Source organism: Bacteroides helcogenes P 36-108 (assembly GCF_000186225.1).
GTDB lineage: Bacteria > Bacteroidota > Bacteroidia > Bacteroidales > Bacteroidaceae > Bacteroides > Bacteroides helcogenes.
Genome location: NC_014933.1, coordinates 949,698 through 963,689 on the forward strand (window position 1 = coordinate 949,698; position 13,992 = coordinate 963,689).

At 44.2% G+C, this 13,992-nt stretch carries 11 protein-coding genes; 4 read left to right on the forward strand and 7 right to left on the reverse strand.

The genetic code is table 11. The annotated features are described in order from the left end of the window. The first annotated feature begins 97 nt into the window (after positions 1-97). The gene (locus tag BACHE_RS03585; RefSeq protein ID WP_013546345.1) at positions 98-2,125 is read left to right on the forward strand and encodes a helix-hairpin-helix domain-containing protein; all 2,028 of its coding nucleotides are present in this window, start codon (positions 98-100) and stop codon (positions 2,123-2,125) included. 64 nt (positions 2,126-2,189) lie between these two features. Then, positions 2,190-2,963 carry a radical SAM protein gene (locus BACHE_RS03590; RefSeq protein WP_041579623.1) on the forward strand — a complete coding sequence of 258 codons (774 nt, stop codon included), beginning with the start codon at positions 2,190-2,192 and terminating at the stop codon, positions 2,961-2,963. Here BACHE_RS03590 and BACHE_RS03595 read toward each other — a convergent pair. The 4 genes from BACHE_RS03595 to BACHE_RS03610 all read right to left on the reverse strand — a co-directional run bounded on the left by BACHE_RS03595 (position 2,957) and on the right by BACHE_RS03610 (position 7,232). After that, positions 2,957-4,168: an aspartyl protease family protein gene (locus BACHE_RS03595; RefSeq protein ID WP_013546347.1), complete on the reverse strand. Its 1,212-nt coding sequence runs from the start codon at positions 4,166-4,168 to the stop codon at positions 2,957-2,959. The genes BACHE_RS03590 and BACHE_RS03595 overlap by 7 nt on opposite strands. Before the next feature lie 67 nt (positions 4,169-4,235). Continuing rightward, positions 4,236-5,108 carry a DNA/RNA non-specific endonuclease gene (locus BACHE_RS03600; RefSeq protein ID WP_013546348.1) on the reverse strand — a complete coding sequence of 291 codons (873 nt, stop codon included), beginning with the start codon at positions 5,106-5,108 and terminating at the stop codon, positions 4,236-4,238. A 57-nt stretch (positions 5,109-5,165) separates the two neighbouring features. Beyond that, the gene (locus BACHE_RS03605; RefSeq protein ID WP_013546349.1) at positions 5,166-6,842 is read right to left on the reverse strand and encodes a SulP family inorganic anion transporter; all 1,677 of its coding nucleotides are present in this window, start codon (positions 6,840-6,842) and stop codon (positions 5,166-5,168) included. A gap of 90 nt (positions 6,843-6,932) precedes the next feature. Then, positions 6,933-7,232, reverse strand: coding sequence for a DUF4884 domain-containing protein (locus BACHE_RS03610; protein ID WP_013546350.1), 300 nt, complete (start codon positions 7,230-7,232; stop codon positions 6,933-6,935). Between the two features lie 267 nt (positions 7,233-7,499). Between BACHE_RS03610 and rbr the strand changes: the two genes are divergently transcribed. Then, positions 7,500-8,078 (forward strand): rubrerythrin, encoded by a 579-nt coding sequence (gene rbr, locus BACHE_RS03620; RefSeq protein WP_013546351.1) that lies wholly within the window; start codon positions 7,500-7,502, stop codon positions 8,076-8,078. A 132-nt stretch (positions 8,079-8,210) separates the two neighbouring features. On the opposite strand, the gene BACHE_RS03625 is transcribed toward rbr, so the two are convergent. After that, the gene (locus BACHE_RS03625; protein ID WP_013546352.1) at positions 8,211-8,567 is read right to left on the reverse strand and encodes a cupin domain-containing protein; all 357 of its coding nucleotides are present in this window, start codon (positions 8,565-8,567) and stop codon (positions 8,211-8,213) included. Positions 8,568-8,808: 241 nt separating this feature from the next. Here BACHE_RS03625 and BACHE_RS03630 point away from each other — a divergent pair, with 241 nt between their 5' ends. Further along, entirely contained in the window at positions 8,809-9,594 is a 786-nt protein-coding gene (locus tag BACHE_RS03630) for a glycoside hydrolase family 16 protein (RefSeq protein ID WP_013546353.1), read from the forward strand. Between the two features lie 226 nt (positions 9,595-9,820). On the opposite strand, the gene BACHE_RS03635 is transcribed toward BACHE_RS03630, so the two are convergent. Together BACHE_RS03635 and BACHE_RS03640 are read right to left on the reverse strand one after the other, a co-directional pair. Beyond that, positions 9,821-12,841 carry a DUF4906 domain-containing protein gene (locus BACHE_RS03635; RefSeq protein ID WP_013546354.1) on the reverse strand — a complete coding sequence of 1,007 codons (3,021 nt, stop codon included), beginning with the start codon at positions 12,839-12,841 and terminating at the stop codon, positions 9,821-9,823. A 29-nt stretch (positions 12,842-12,870) separates the two neighbouring features. Next, entirely contained in the window at positions 12,871-13,983 is a 1,113-nt protein-coding gene (locus BACHE_RS03640) for a fimbrial protein (RefSeq protein ID WP_013546355.1), read from the reverse strand. Positions 13,984-13,992: the final 9 nt, after the last annotated feature.

Below are 13,992 nucleotides of genomic sequence, written 5' to 3' on the forward strand. Positions count from 1 at the left end.
CTGCGGAATGTTGTTGCATTCCGGTGATTTTTCCTTGTCAGATTAACTTATTTAAGGTAACTTCGCTGCCCTTAAATCCTAAAATGACCTTTTATCAATGAAACTCATCAAGATAGGAGTCTTTGTAAGTATGTTGCTGACGACTTCTATACTTGAAGCTCAAAATACGGCCATATCTCTTTTAGAAGAGGCTCTGGAACAACTCTCTACGGAGAGTGAAGAAGAATATGACTGGGAAGATGAGTTGGAAGAACTATCCCGGCATTTACAGGAACCTGTAAATATCAATGCGGCAACCAAACAACAATTGGAACAATTTCCTTTCCTTACCGATCTTCAGATAGAAAATATTCTCGCTTATGTATATATTCATGGGCAAATGCAGACCATTTACGAATTGCAACAAGTGAAGGAGATGGATAAGCGTACCATCGACCTGCTGCTGCCTTTTGTCCGTGTACAGGCGATAGAAGAGAGTAGGAGATATCCCGCCTTGAAAAGTATCTTGAAGTATGGCAGGCATGAGGTGCTTACCCGTCTGGATGTACCTTTCTATACCCGCAAAGGATATGAGAAGAATTATCTTGGTCCTTCGCTCTATCATTCATTGCGATACAGTTTTCATTATGGTGATTATTTGCATGCGGGGATTACGGCGGAAAAAGATGCAGGAGAGCCGATGTTTGCTTTGCACGACCGGAAAGGATATGATTATTACTCCCCGTACCTCTTTTTCCGGAATATGGGTAGGCTGAAGATACTTGCTTTAGGCAATTATCGCCTGAACTTCGGACAGGGACTGGTGTTGGGTACTGATTTCCGCTTGGGAAAATCATTTTCTCTCTTTACTGCCGAACATAGAGGTAGCGGTATTCGTAAGCATAGTTCCACTGACGAATATAATTATTTCCGTGGAGTCGCGGCTACCGTTGAACTGCTTCCTTCACTGGAATTTTCTGCCTTCTATTCCCACCGTTCCATGGACGGAGTGACGAAAGACGGAGAAATCACTTCTATTTATAAGACAGGATTGCACCGTACACAAAAGGAGGCAGAGAAAACCGATGCTTTTTCCATGCAGCTTGTAGGTGGAAATTTTACTTACGAGCGAGGTAAATTGAGGGTAGGGGTCACTGGTATCCATTACTTTTTCAATTATCCTTATGAACCTTCTTTGAATAAATATGCCAAGTATAACTTGCATGGAAGCCGTTTCCATAATGTGGGTGTGGATTATAAATATCGTTTCGGACGCTTTGTATGGGTAGGGGAGGCGGCTGTGGGTACAAAAGGTTATGCACTAATTAATCAGTTGAAATACAAATTGTTCACAGATTATCAACTGATGATTGTTCATCGTTATTATTCCTATGATTATTGGTCTATGTTTGGGAGGGCATTTGGTGAGGGCAGTACACCACAAAATGAAAACGGCTGGTATCTGGCAATGGAAGCTGCTCCATTATCATATTGGCGTTTTTTTGCTTCATTGGACTTGTTCTCTTTTCCATGGTGGAAATATCGCATCAGCAAATCTTCGCAGGGAGTGGATGGTATGTTTCAGGCGGTTTATTCTCCTCGCAAGAACTTGTCTATATATTTTAATTATCGCTACAAGCAGAAAGAGAGGGATGTGACGGAAACGAGTGGAAAGGTAACATTGCCCATTTATCATCATTATTTTCGTTATCGTTTGAATTATACACCAGAAGCTTTTCTTTTCCGTACCACAATGGATTATAATTACTTTCGGCAGAAAGATGGAAAGGGACATCAGTTTGAGGGGCAGCAAGGATGGCAATGCACTCAATCCATTGCTTATACTTTTTCCAAAATGCCTTTAACTGTGTCTGTACAAGGTACTTATTTCCATACAGACGATTATGATTCACGTATCTATGCTTCGGAAAAGGGGTTACTCTATACTTTTCACACTCCTTCTTTCTATGGTCGTGGTATTCGTTATTCCGCCCATGTGCGCTATGATTTGAACAAGGATTTGATGATGCTTGTCAAGCTGGGACAAACCGTTTATCAGGACAGAGAAGAAATAGGTTCGGGCAACGACTTGATACATGGAAACAAGAAAACAGACTTACAGATGCAGTTGCGTATTAAGTTTTAGTTAACTTTGCCCCTGCAAGTTGTTACTTGTACGAATAATGTATAATCCTCAAATCTTCATGAATATGACAGTCATTTATCCTTCTCCCATCTTCGGTCCCATCCATTCCCGCCGTTTGGGAGTATCTTTGGGAATTAATCTTATGCCTGCCGACGGTAAAGTATGTACTTTCAACTGCATTTACTGCGAGTGTGGTTTCAATGAAGATTTCCGTCCCCGACAGGCACGTCCCACGCGCGAGGAAGTGCGTGCTGCCCTCGAAGTGCGCTTGCAGGATATGCAACAGAACGGTCCCGCACCCGATGTGTTGACCTTTGCCGGTAATGGGGAGCCTACTGCCCATCCTCATTTTCCTGAGATAATAGAAGATACACTTGCCTTGCGTGACAAATATTTTCCGCAGGCAAAGGTCAGTGTACTTAGCAATTCCACCTTTATTCATAAGCCAGCCGTTTTCGAGGCCCTGAACAGAATAGATAATAATATACTGAAACTCGATACTGTGGACGAAGCTTATATTCGTGATCTCGATCGTCCTACAAGGCGCTATCGCGTCCGTGAAATCATCGAGGGCATGAAGGCTTTCGGGGGAAACTGTATCATCCAGACTATGTTCCTAAAAGGAGGTTATAAAGGGAAGGATATGGATAATACATCCGATAAATTTGTTCTTCCTTGGCTGGAAGCCGTCAAGGAGATAGCTCCTCGGCAGGTGATGATTTATACCATTGATCGTGAAACGCCCGATCACGACTTGCAGAAGGCTACTCGTGAAGAACTGGATCGCATTGCCGGACTGATAAAGGAAGCGGGGATACCGGTGAGTGTATCCTACTGATGGTTAGATTCTTGTATAGGAAATTTTATGGTCTTTATACCCCTATCTTTATCCATCAATTTCATTTCTTTTATTTCGTCATTAGGAATTCTCATCAGAGCGCAAAGGTCGTCGTTCAGCTCTTGTCCGTTGGCGGCTATGACACGGTCACCTCTGCGCATGCCCTGATGGTAGAAGTCTGAATTTTCATATATCAGGCTGATGATAAGATGTCCTTCTTCATCAATACCGATACAGAATTCTTCTTCTTTATCATTATCAATGTTGATAGTATCGTCATCGTTGTAAGGAAGAAAAGTGAATTTTTTGTGACGATAGTCCAAGATGACTTGCCCGTAATTTAGTAATTCCGATCCTATGATTGAGTGGTTGTTATGTTTTGTGGTGGTAAATATATTTTTAAAAAGAACATTGTCCAATTTCCATTTCTGTAACTTCACCAAGAAGATATTGTTTATTTTAGCAAATCCGTATGCACCGAATATATTAGACCCTTGAACCTCTTTGATGACTTCTCCTTGCCACAATTCAGAATCAAATGCTTGTAATTGTTGTAACACTTCATTGCAAAGATAATAAAGTTCACTTGCTCCGGTGTCGAATAAAACAGTTTCTTCTGTAATTTCTCCGATAGACAGTTTGATGAATGGTCTGTTCCACATCATGTCTATGGAAGTTTCTTTCTTCTTTTTCGTCTTAAACCATTTCTTGCGGTCAGTCAAAATCAATTGTTTCTTTTCCTTGTCAATCTTCACAGCAAGCTTTTGCAAGAGGTCTCCTCCAATCATTCCGTCCACTTGCGCACATCTGAACATCGGGCTTTCGTCAAACAAATAGAGAAAAGCTTGATAGCAAGGAAAATGAGTCTTTCCAATAGATAAACCACAAAGCTCAATAAATTTTATTTCTTGTTTCACATTGTTTGTATCCGTAAGACTGTCTCGTCGGACTATCGGTACGTCTTCCGGAAACAGTTTGAAATCGATGTTGGAGAAAGAAGCTCCTGTGTCGAACATAAAACGTAGCTGCTTGCCATTTATCGTAACAGGCACAATAGGGATGTTCCTGAAGAACTCGATGTTGATGGTATCGGCAAAGTCTTTTTCAATGGGTCGGACATACGTTTGTTGAGCGTAGAGAGGCTGTTGTGTAGTTGATAATAGGATAATGGTACATAATAAAAAATGGCTTGAAAGGTTTTTCATGAGTTTTTAAATTAAGGTATATATTAAGAGTACTTAGAAGAAGCATTTTAAAAGGCTTGATTTCGGATTATTTCCACAGATTTAAATCATACGTAGCTTCTATTTTCTTCTCAATATTGTCTGGCAAAGTGGGGAAGAAGTCGATGCCCGTAATGCGTTCTACTTCATCCACACTATTGACGTAGCTGTCCAAAGGATGATTGCCCGATGTGTTTTTATAAATAAAGCCGATGGCTTTGGGTGGATTGCTTGTGATGCAAAGTATTACTTTGAAGAATGCTTCGGGAACAGTGATTTTATGGTGTCTGCCTATCGTGCGGTGTTTCCGGTCGTAAAGAATAGGTCCGCAGACAATGTATATTCTCCCCTCTTTCTGTGCCCAGTAGCGGCAAGACTCTTCCAGCTCTTTCCAGTCTCCCCGGTTCAGATTGTGGTCTTGCGGGCAGATGTTTGTCATGTAAAAACTCTCTTGCATGGCTTTCCAGTGCCAGCGGCTGTCACCGGCAGGACACATGTGGCCGCGGTCCATTCCCGCACCTTTATAGTCGTCGGTGGTTACAGCCTCATTTTCCGGCAGCTCAGGGTCAGGCAGGAACTTGTCGCTGCGGCTTTCACGTTCTACCAACTTTTCAGGAGTCAGCATCCATGCCACCCAGTTGGGCAGTTTCAAGTCCTTGTTATAAGATGCAGTGTAGCTTTCGCGGTACAATATCTGTTCGGAAACGTTCTTTAGCGGAGCGGGAAGCAGGATGCTTTTTGGGGAATGACCTTTCAGTGAAGCCCACTCCGGAGGATATTCTTCGGTCACTCCTTTTGCTGTGACGGGAGCTTTGATGTGCAGAGCTTTGGCTATGGGTTCATAGCTCAGACAGGCAATGCATATCAATGCTATTAAACAGATTACCCCTTTGAAGGATTGTTTTTTTCGTCTTTTAGTCATTGTTCAAACATTGTTTAAATGCTTTTTAATATTTCTTTCTAAGACTATCTTTCTGTTTTACAGCAATTCCTTAGCCCGTTCCAATGCCACATTGATGTTGGGGCAGATATTTTCCTCTCCCAGCAATTCGTAGAATCCCGATTTCTCCAATACTTTATGCACTTTTTCATTGACACCGGAGAGCACAATGGTAATTTTCTCCTTCTGTGACATTTGGCAGAGAGTAGTAAGGTTGTGGATGCCCGTAGAGTCGATGAAAGGTACTTTTCGCATACGGATGACACGTACTTTGGGACGGTCGCCCATCTGCGACATGGTTTCCTCAAACTTGGTGGCGATACCGAAGAAGTAAGGACCGTTGATTTCATATACTTCCACACCTTCAGGAATTGTCAGATGTTCTTCGTGGCTGTTGATGTCCGACTCTGCATTCGGGTCTATCTCATCTTTTATGACCGATATTTCAGTGGTTTCCATCACACGGCGCATAAAGAGTACACAGGCAATCACCAAACCTACTTCGATGGCTATGGTCAGGTCGAAGATCACTGTCAGGAAGAAGGTAATCAACAATACCGATACGTCTGATTTCGGATTTTTCATCAGCCCTTTGAAGGTGCGCCAGCCACTCATGTTATAAGATACGATGACCAATACACCGGCCAGACACCCCATTGGGATGTATTGTGCCAGAGGCATGAGGAACAGTAGTATCAGTAACAGCACTACGGCATGTATGATACCTGCCACGGGCGATTTTCCGCCATTATTAATATTGGCCATGGTGCGTGCAATGGCTCCTGTGGCCGGGATGCCGCCGAACAAGGGAGTTGCCATGTTTGCCACACCCTGAGCTATCAGTTCAGCGTTTGAATCGTGCTTGTCACCTATCACGCCATCGGCCACGGTGGCCGACAACAGAGATTCGATGGCTCCCAGTACGGCAATGGTGACAGCTACGGGAAACAGGTTCTTGATGGCTTCCCAGTTCAGTGTGGGAACCACGGCATCCGGCAGTTCGGCCTTGATGCTGAAGCGGTCGCCGATGGTGTCGATACAATCGATGCCGCCGTATGTTTTCATCAGCCAGACGGCTACGGTAACTGTTATGATGGCTATCAGTGATCCGGGTATCTTTTTAGAGAAGCGGGGAGTGATGGCAATGATGAAGATGCTGACAATACTGACGATTGTATTCCACCAGTTCACTGTGTCGAAGTGGCGGAAATAGACCATCCACTTGCCGATAAAGTCACCCGGCACTTTCTCATCACCGAAAGTCAGCCCGAATACATCTGCAATCTGTGTGGTAAAGATGGTGACGGCAATACCACTTGTGAATCCCACTATGATGGGATAGGGTATGAACTTGATGACGGCTCCAAGCTTGAATATTCCTAAGAGGATAAGGATAACGCCTGCCATCAATGTGGCCACAATCAATCCCGATTCTCCATATTGCTGGATAATGCCATAGATGATAACGATGAATGCGCCGGTAGGACCTCCGATCTGTACCTTGCTTCCTCCTAACACGGAGATGATGAAGCCGGCTATAATGGCTGTGATGATACCTTTCTCCGGTGAAACTCCGGAGGCGATACCAAACGCTATGGCAAGCGGGAGAGCCACGATACCTACAATGATACCGGCCATCAGGTCAGCCATGAATAATTCTTTCGAGTAATTTTTAAGAGCTGTGTACAGCTTCGGTTTGAATTCGAACGCTTTCATTTGCAATCTGAAAATCTTTATTTTACCTATTGTTATTTGTCTTATTGAAAGAGACTGCAAAATTACGTAAAATAAAGCAAACAGTTGCAATTATTCTGCCTTTTTTACTTTGATCGTGTCGTTCAGTACACTATATGTGGCGGTTCTTTGGTGTGTGGAGTCGTCGCGGATGCTGGTAACATCGCCTTGTGTTGTGAAATACACATAGCTGGAAGACCATGTATCATAAAAGCGGTACACTTTACATCCGTTATGCTCAAAGAGATAGTGAACAGTATAGTCTTTGTTATTTTGGGCTTGTCTCACGGTCACAGAACGTTCTGCAAAGCACGAACTGAGAACAGGTAATAGTACGGACAACAGTATCAAAATTCTAATGAGCTTTTTCATGGCGTTTTTTTTAATGGATGTATTGAACACAAATTTATCGTTTTTTGTTATACTTGATGGCTGCACAGCATTAAAATATATTAAGAAGTTCTTTTTGGACTTACGTCCGGAGGTGCTGATAGATAATTCTTATCGGGCGATAGATAAATCCGATGGAAAGGATTACACTTATGTCGAACTTAATTCGTAATTTTGTCATATCAAATAAGGAACAAGACAGACAGTATCGTCTTATACGTAATTATATTAACTGATAAAAAAAGAATTATGGCTAAAAGTATCAAGGGAACTCAGACAGAAAAGAATCTGCTGACTTCATTCGCTGGTGAATCACAAGCTCGTATGCGTTACACTTACTTTGCAAGCGTAGCCAAGAAAGAAGGTTATGAACAAATTGCCGCTATCTTCACCGAAACGGCCGATCAGGAAAAAGAACATGCAAAGCGTATGTTCAAGTGTCTCGAAGGCGGTCCGGTGGAAATCACCGCTACTTATCCTGCCGGTATCATAGGCACTACGCTTGAGAATCTTCAGGCTGCGGCCGAAGGCGAGCACGAAGAATGGTCATTGGATTATCCTCACTTTGCAGATGTGGCCGAACAGGAAGGTTTCCAGGCTATCGCTGCCATGTATCGCAACATTGCCATCGCCGAAAAGGGACATGAAGAACGCTATCGTGCTTTCGTAAAGAATATTGAGACGGCCAGCGTATTTGCCAAAGAAGGTGAAGTGGTATGGCAATGCCGTAACTGCGGATTCATCTATACAGGCAAGGAAGCTCCCCAGGTTTGTCCGGCTTGTCTCCATCCGCAAGCTTACTTCGAGGTGAAGAAAGAAAACTATTAAGATATTGCCATGCCGGAAAAGGAGGTTATTCACGGATGTTACCTCTTTTATCCACTATAAAATAAAAGTTCCACTCTTAATGAAAAAGGGTGGAACTTTTTTTCGTATTGCTTTGCCGGATGATGTATCTTATCACTCCATTACTATGCCATCCGTCATCGTGAATCCTTCCAGCGAACCGGCTTTCACCTGAATGCAGATGAAGCTTATCGCACTGTCCGCAGCGGCAGACAACTGACGTTTCGCCGCAGGAGCCAAGCGGAGCCAATCACCGGCTTGCAGTTCCACTGTCTCACCGTCTATCACCATTGTACCGCGTCCCGATAATACGGCGTAAATTTCTTCGTTCAGCTTGTGGGCATGGATAAAAGGTACTCCTGTGCCTGCCGGGAGATTGTTGATGGATACTTCTGCGCCGGTCAGTCCTAATGAATCGTGCAATTCAACGCGTGCTTCGGGAGCAACGCTTACTTTCTGATAGTTCTTCATAATTACTTTTGTTTTTAGGATTATTACTCTTATTATCATTGTTTATGGTGGCAAAGTTAGGCCCATTCTCCACCTTACGCAAGAAGGTACTTCCGGCTTCGTTAGTTACCTCCACGTTACGATTGCTGATAACTAACTCTTTAAAAACAGAACTTTAACGAGAGTTAACCATACAAACATACCATTAATCCCTATCTTTGTCACACTAACTTCTTTTGTTTAACTAAGAATTTAAGGATATATGAAAAGAAACTGTCAATCTATTGTTTTCTTTGTATTGGTTGTGGTGCTTTATGGCTGTGGAACAACCCATAAAGGCTCACTTGTATGGAAAGAAACTTTTAGCGGCAGGCAGCTCGACAGTAGCAGGTGGAGCAGAATTCCCAGAGGGAATGCCGACTGGTGCAACTATATGTCGATGGATGACTCCTGTTTTGACATGCGTAAAGGCAAACTTGTTTTGAAGGGTATTCGTAACCGACATCTGCCCAATGACACCGCCCCTTACCTCACCGGGGGAGTCTATACCAAGCATAAAGTTACTTTCGGTCCGGGGCGTGTCGAGATCCGGGCAAAATTAGGTGAAGCAGGCGGTTGCTGGCCCGCTTTCTGGATGCTTCCCGATAAAGCCAAGTGGCCCAATGGAGGAGAGATAGACATCATGGAGCACCTCAACTTCGACAGTATCGCTTATCAGACGGTGCATAGCCACTATACTTATGTTCTTAAGAAAGATACCCATCCTGCGCATTATTCCACGGGCATCATTAAGCGCAATGCCTATAATGTGTATGCCGTAGAGATTAGTGCGGACAGTCTTGCTTTCTTTATCAATGACCGCCACACGTTTACCTATCCGCGCATACCCAAGGCACAGTCCGAAGGCCAGTATCCGTTTGTTGACGAACCTTTCTATCTCTTGCTTGATATGCAGCTTGGAGGCAATTGGGTAGGGAAAGTCAATCCGGATGACCTGCCGGTGCAGATGGAGATTGACTGGGTGAAGTATTACCGGAAGAAAGAGTAGGAGAGATCTCTATTTGTATTGTATTTCCCAAATACATTGTGCTTTTCTTCATCAATCCGGCCAAAATAAATCGTTATACTGAAATCCGGTTTCAGCAAACTCAGTGCGATATTCTCTTGCGGATGCTTGTTTCTGATGCAGGGATAAACGACAAAAGCTCTTGCCTGCAAGACTTGCAGGACAAGAGCTTTTACTGAATACGAAACTGATTAAGAAGTTATTGTTGTTATTGTTCGCCTTTCTGAATGTCGCGCACGCAGCGGACTCTTAGAGAGTAGTGGTTCTGACCATTATCAGAATCAATCGTATTGCTTTCATAATTGCTATGGCTCAATCCGATATTGCTACTATTGTAGTAGAGGAAGTGGTGGTCGTTTCCGGCATAAAAAGATTTGTTGGGTACATCTGTGGGATTTGAATAAACCAATCCCGTTGTCATGTCCGTATATGCCCAACTGAATTTAGTGCAGCACATGATAGGAGTATTTGTTGATGCTGTCTGATTGAGCCCGTCACCGATTATCATTTCTATAATGGCAAGCTCCAGCAGATTAGGTACGCGCCATTTTCCGGCGGCATCATAGCTTGTGCCTGTTTCAGAGTAAGTGCTACATGGCGATGTGCTATTATCCAAGCCTTTCATTGTTACATCTCCTGTTGCATTGGCTTGGGCCACTTTGAGCCCGTAGAGTGGCAGACGGTCACTGGTGTCCCATTCGGTCATAGGAATCAATTCACCGTTGGCAATGGGGGTGCGCAGAACACTTGTCTTGTAGTAGTCGAAAACAACAGTGCGACTGCTCTTATCGAAAGTATAATAGGTTTGTGGCACAGTGTTATACTCACTTCCCAATGTGCGTACACAAGGGTTATATGTAGCTTCAGAGTTTCCACCGCTTGACGCTATTTCTTCAGTCCATGTCATTATGTTATTGGTACTCGAAGAGTGGTGGATTTTCTTGCCATTACGATAATCTGCGCTTGATGGATTACTTCCGGGGTCATTTGACGTCGGAGTCATATCTCCTCTATAAATGGGAGAGCGCAGTGCTTGTCCGGAGAGGGACATAGAGATGAGTTGACTCTTTGCGGGGCGATACCAGCGGATTTCATTCTGTTCGATTGTTCCGTTGGCATTCAGGTCGCGGTTGCGCTGCAATGCGGCATAGTGTCCGGCAGCAGTACTTATTGTGAGTTGTTTCACGTTGCTATTTAGAGTAGTCTGATTTAAAAAGCTGTTCCATTGACTTGCAACGGCATGGTGTGTAGTGCCATTCAGGTCATTGTATGTATTCGTCCATCCATCGGTAGAGCTCCCTTGACCGGTAGTTCCACGTGCCAATATCCCTGTTTCATCCAAGTGTTCCACTCCCAATGCCGAAGTGGTTTTGTTTACGTCATAGTACGTCTGAATGGACTTCTGTGTAATCATCACCTGCGAGATGCTGTAATGGCTGTTTCCGTCGTTGCTGTCATAGGGCAGGTTAAACAGGCGCAGTTCGCGGTTGGACATATCGATGTATTTCTTCCAACTGATGTTGGGGTCGCTGCTGTCCACGGGTTGACCGTTGTATTGCATACCTGTGCATACAGACTTGTCCGTAGGGCCGTATCCAGCCATAAAGAAGTCATTATAATAAGCATCACGCAGTCTGTCTTGCGGATAGTTCTCATCGATGAAGGCTGTGAAATATATTTTTCCACCTGTTTCGTATTTCGCCCGTTCCGTAGGATTGTTTTTCAGCATGTAGATGAAGTCCACCAACTTGGCTCCCGCAATCATTTTTCCTTTTGCTTCGGCATAGGTCTGCATGGTGGTGGGGGTTGCCACAGGGTTTACGGCAAACTGTATCCACGAGTAGTCCGGTGCGCCGTCTGTATAGGGAGTGGAGGCAAGCATACATTTGGATGGACTGGTATAGAAATCCTCCTCTTGGGGTATCTCTATATTTATCAGCATGTTTCCAAAGTGTGCGTCCATATCTCCAAAGGCAAGATAGGTGTCTTTCACCACGCCTTCTGCGCTGGGTTGGCTTTCTTCATTCTTCACTGCTTCTACGGCAATGTTCTTTGCATTCTTCACCGTCACGTTGTAAGTGTAACTACAATTGCGTTCGGTAAAGAAGTTATCGGTGTTGCCCGGTGTGGCGGAGTTTCCAAAGTCGCCTAAATGTACAATGTATTCCACATTGGCATAGCGGGACACCATGCCGTTGTGAGCAGTGTTTGTACCATCTTTCAATGCTTGTTCCAACTCAAAGTTACTCAACTTATAGATACCCTTTATCACTACATAAGTGGAGTAGGGATGAGCATATTCAAAAGCTCCGTTTCCATCTGCTTTCTTGTCACGCTGTGCGTAGTTGTCAGGGTAAGTGATTCCTGTAGTCTTGAGTGCCGTCTTGCGGTTCTCCAGTATGTAGAACTCAAAGGTGGAAGTCAGCTTTTTGTTGCTATCCCACGACTTGTTGAAGTATTCGTCTTCCACGGAGTTGAAGTAATCATTCCCATCGGTGCAACTGACTGCATCCCATGGAGTGGCATAAGGCTCAAGCGTGTTTATGAGGTTATCTGCGATAGTGGCATTTTGTTCCCGGTTTATCAGGTAAGACTTCTTGGGCAGATTGAAAATCTGATAGGAGGTAGGAGTGAACTCCGCACCTGTGGGAGTATTGTCTGCCAGAGTGATGCTGAATATGACTTTGGCATCCACATGGTTCAGGATGACTGTGTTGTTGGTATTGCTGGGATTTTTCAGATATCCACTCATCAGCAAGTGTCCCTGTGGGCGGCTATAGTTTTCTTCACCGTCAGCGTACGAGGCATAGATATCTTTTAGCTGTGTAAGAGTGGTTACATCGTCCATCTGATTCTTCAAATCAGAGGCGTTGAATGTGTTTTCGCTGAACTCGGCATTTGCCACTACATAGACACTTTGGCTGGTCATGACAGAATTATCCAAAGTACCGCTGTATGATGTTTGCGCGGAGGGTAGCTTCACGTATTTCTTGGAACTGATGGTTCCATCTCCCTCTACGATAAAGAAGTAAAGGCTGTAAATGCTGTTTTCCTGTGTGGCGCTGAGTGAGCGTGTAGAGGTGATTTCAGTCATGTTGGGCACGCGGATGCTTATTTGGGTCATGCTGCCACCGTCAAGGCTGTCAAGAAGCTCTCTTTGACATGAGGCAAGGCAGAGGGTGGCAAAAAACATGCAAAGAATACGGATCGTTATTTTAGTTTTCATCATTGTCTGTATGGAGTTTCACATAAATGTCTTTATTCAAATGTGGGTACATCTTCTGTCTTTTGGATCCATTGGGTTTCCACTTGTACGATGATACTGTAAGTTTCGGATGTGTTGCTTGGCGGTGTTACAGTAGCCGTAATTTCCAATTTTCCATTTCGCACCAAGTAGGGAAGGTCTTTCAATACTCCCTTTTGGAAGTGGTCAGTACCCATGGTATATTCGTAAAATAGGTTGAGTTTGCTGGAGGAACCTTGATAGCCGGTGGTGTGGTCATCCAGTGTGCTTCCATCTTGTGTTCCTCCTTTTCCATACGGATTTTCGTGTACGTAGAAATTGGCGATTTCCTGTTCGGCGGTTGTGATGTCCACATAGTCGGCAGGGGTATATACCGCTGAATTATTATAGTCGGAAGCATCGTAAGAGGGGAGCTTCACCTTTCCGGTTGTTTCGCTGCCGGTTTTCGGTTCGTATTGCGGGAAGAAATATTCATTGGTGGGATTGTTACCGATACGGGCATAGACCAATTTCAGTGTAGCCCCGGTAGTCAGTGGTGCATTCAGCTTCATCTTCAGCGTTACTTGCGCCACAGCTATTGTCAGTGTGGTGTAAACATATTGCCCGTTCATCCGGTTGATGCTCTGCTCTGTCATGGCAGTCATGGGCAATAAGTCTGCTGCCGTATATGTTAGGGTTCCCTTATATTCAAATTGATGAATGACGATGTCTTTCAACTCATCTTCGGTATAGGTTGCTGTGGCTCCGTCGTCAAAGTTGTAGGCTGCCCCGGTGGAGTGGAGCCGGAAGTCTGCCATATCGTCGTTGGCAAAGAAGTAGAAGCGTTTGGCTCCGCTGCTTATTTGGATGGTGTTCTCGTCATTGTTCTCGTTTGTGAAGTCAGTCCACATTTTCTGTTTCTCGAACTCATAGGTGTTGTCCGTCTTTTTGTTGAACACCAGTACACGGAGTTTCTTTACGGTTCCCTCGGTGTCTGTATAGCTTCGGGTGGTGCTGCTTCCCAAGTGGATGGCTACATTCACCAAGTCGGTGTTTTGTATAGAAGGATTTTCCTCCTGCTGCGTGCAGCCTGTGAGGGCTGCGCACAGCAGGAAGAAAAGAGATGTGATAGTATTCAGCTTACGCATATATACTTT

Excerpts from the sequence above, each read along its gene's own strand:
- rbr (WP_013546351.1), top strand. The coding sequence starts at position 7,500 with ATGGCTAAAAGTATCAAGGGAACTCAGACAGAAAAGAATCTGCTGACT.
- BACHE_RS03610 (WP_013546350.1), bottom strand. The coding sequence starts at position 7,232 with ATGAAAAAGCTCATTAGAATTTTGATACTGTTGTCCGTACTATTACCT.
- BACHE_RS03635 (WP_013546354.1), bottom strand. The coding sequence starts at position 12,841 with ATGATGAAAACTAAAATAACGATCCGTATTCTTTGCATGTTTTTTGCC.
- BACHE_RS03595 (WP_013546347.1), bottom strand. The coding sequence starts at position 4,168 with ATGAAAAACCTTTCAAGCCATTTTTTATTATGTACCATTATCCTATTA.
- BACHE_RS03640 (WP_013546355.1), bottom strand. The coding sequence starts at position 13,983 with ATGCGTAAGCTGAATACTATCACATCTCTTTTCTTCCTGCTGTGCGCA.
- BACHE_RS03625 (WP_013546352.1), bottom strand. The coding sequence starts at position 8,567 with ATGAAGAACTATCAGAAAGTAAGCGTTGCTCCCGAAGCACGCGTTGAA.
- BACHE_RS03585 (WP_013546345.1), top strand. The coding sequence starts at position 98 with ATGAAACTCATCAAGATAGGAGTCTTTGTAAGTATGTTGCTGACGACT.
- BACHE_RS03605 (WP_013546349.1), bottom strand. The coding sequence starts at position 6,842 with ATGAAAGCGTTCGAATTCAAACCGAAGCTGTACACAGCTCTTAAAAAT.
- BACHE_RS03600 (WP_013546348.1), bottom strand. The coding sequence starts at position 5,108 with ATGACTAAAAGACGAAAAAAACAATCCTTCAAAGGGGTAATCTGTTTA.
- BACHE_RS03590 (WP_041579623.1), top strand. The coding sequence starts at position 2,190 with ATGACAGTCATTTATCCTTCTCCCATCTTCGGTCCCATCCATTCCCGC.
- BACHE_RS03630 (WP_013546353.1), top strand. The coding sequence starts at position 8,809 with ATGAAAAGAAACTGTCAATCTATTGTTTTCTTTGTATTGGTTGTGGTG.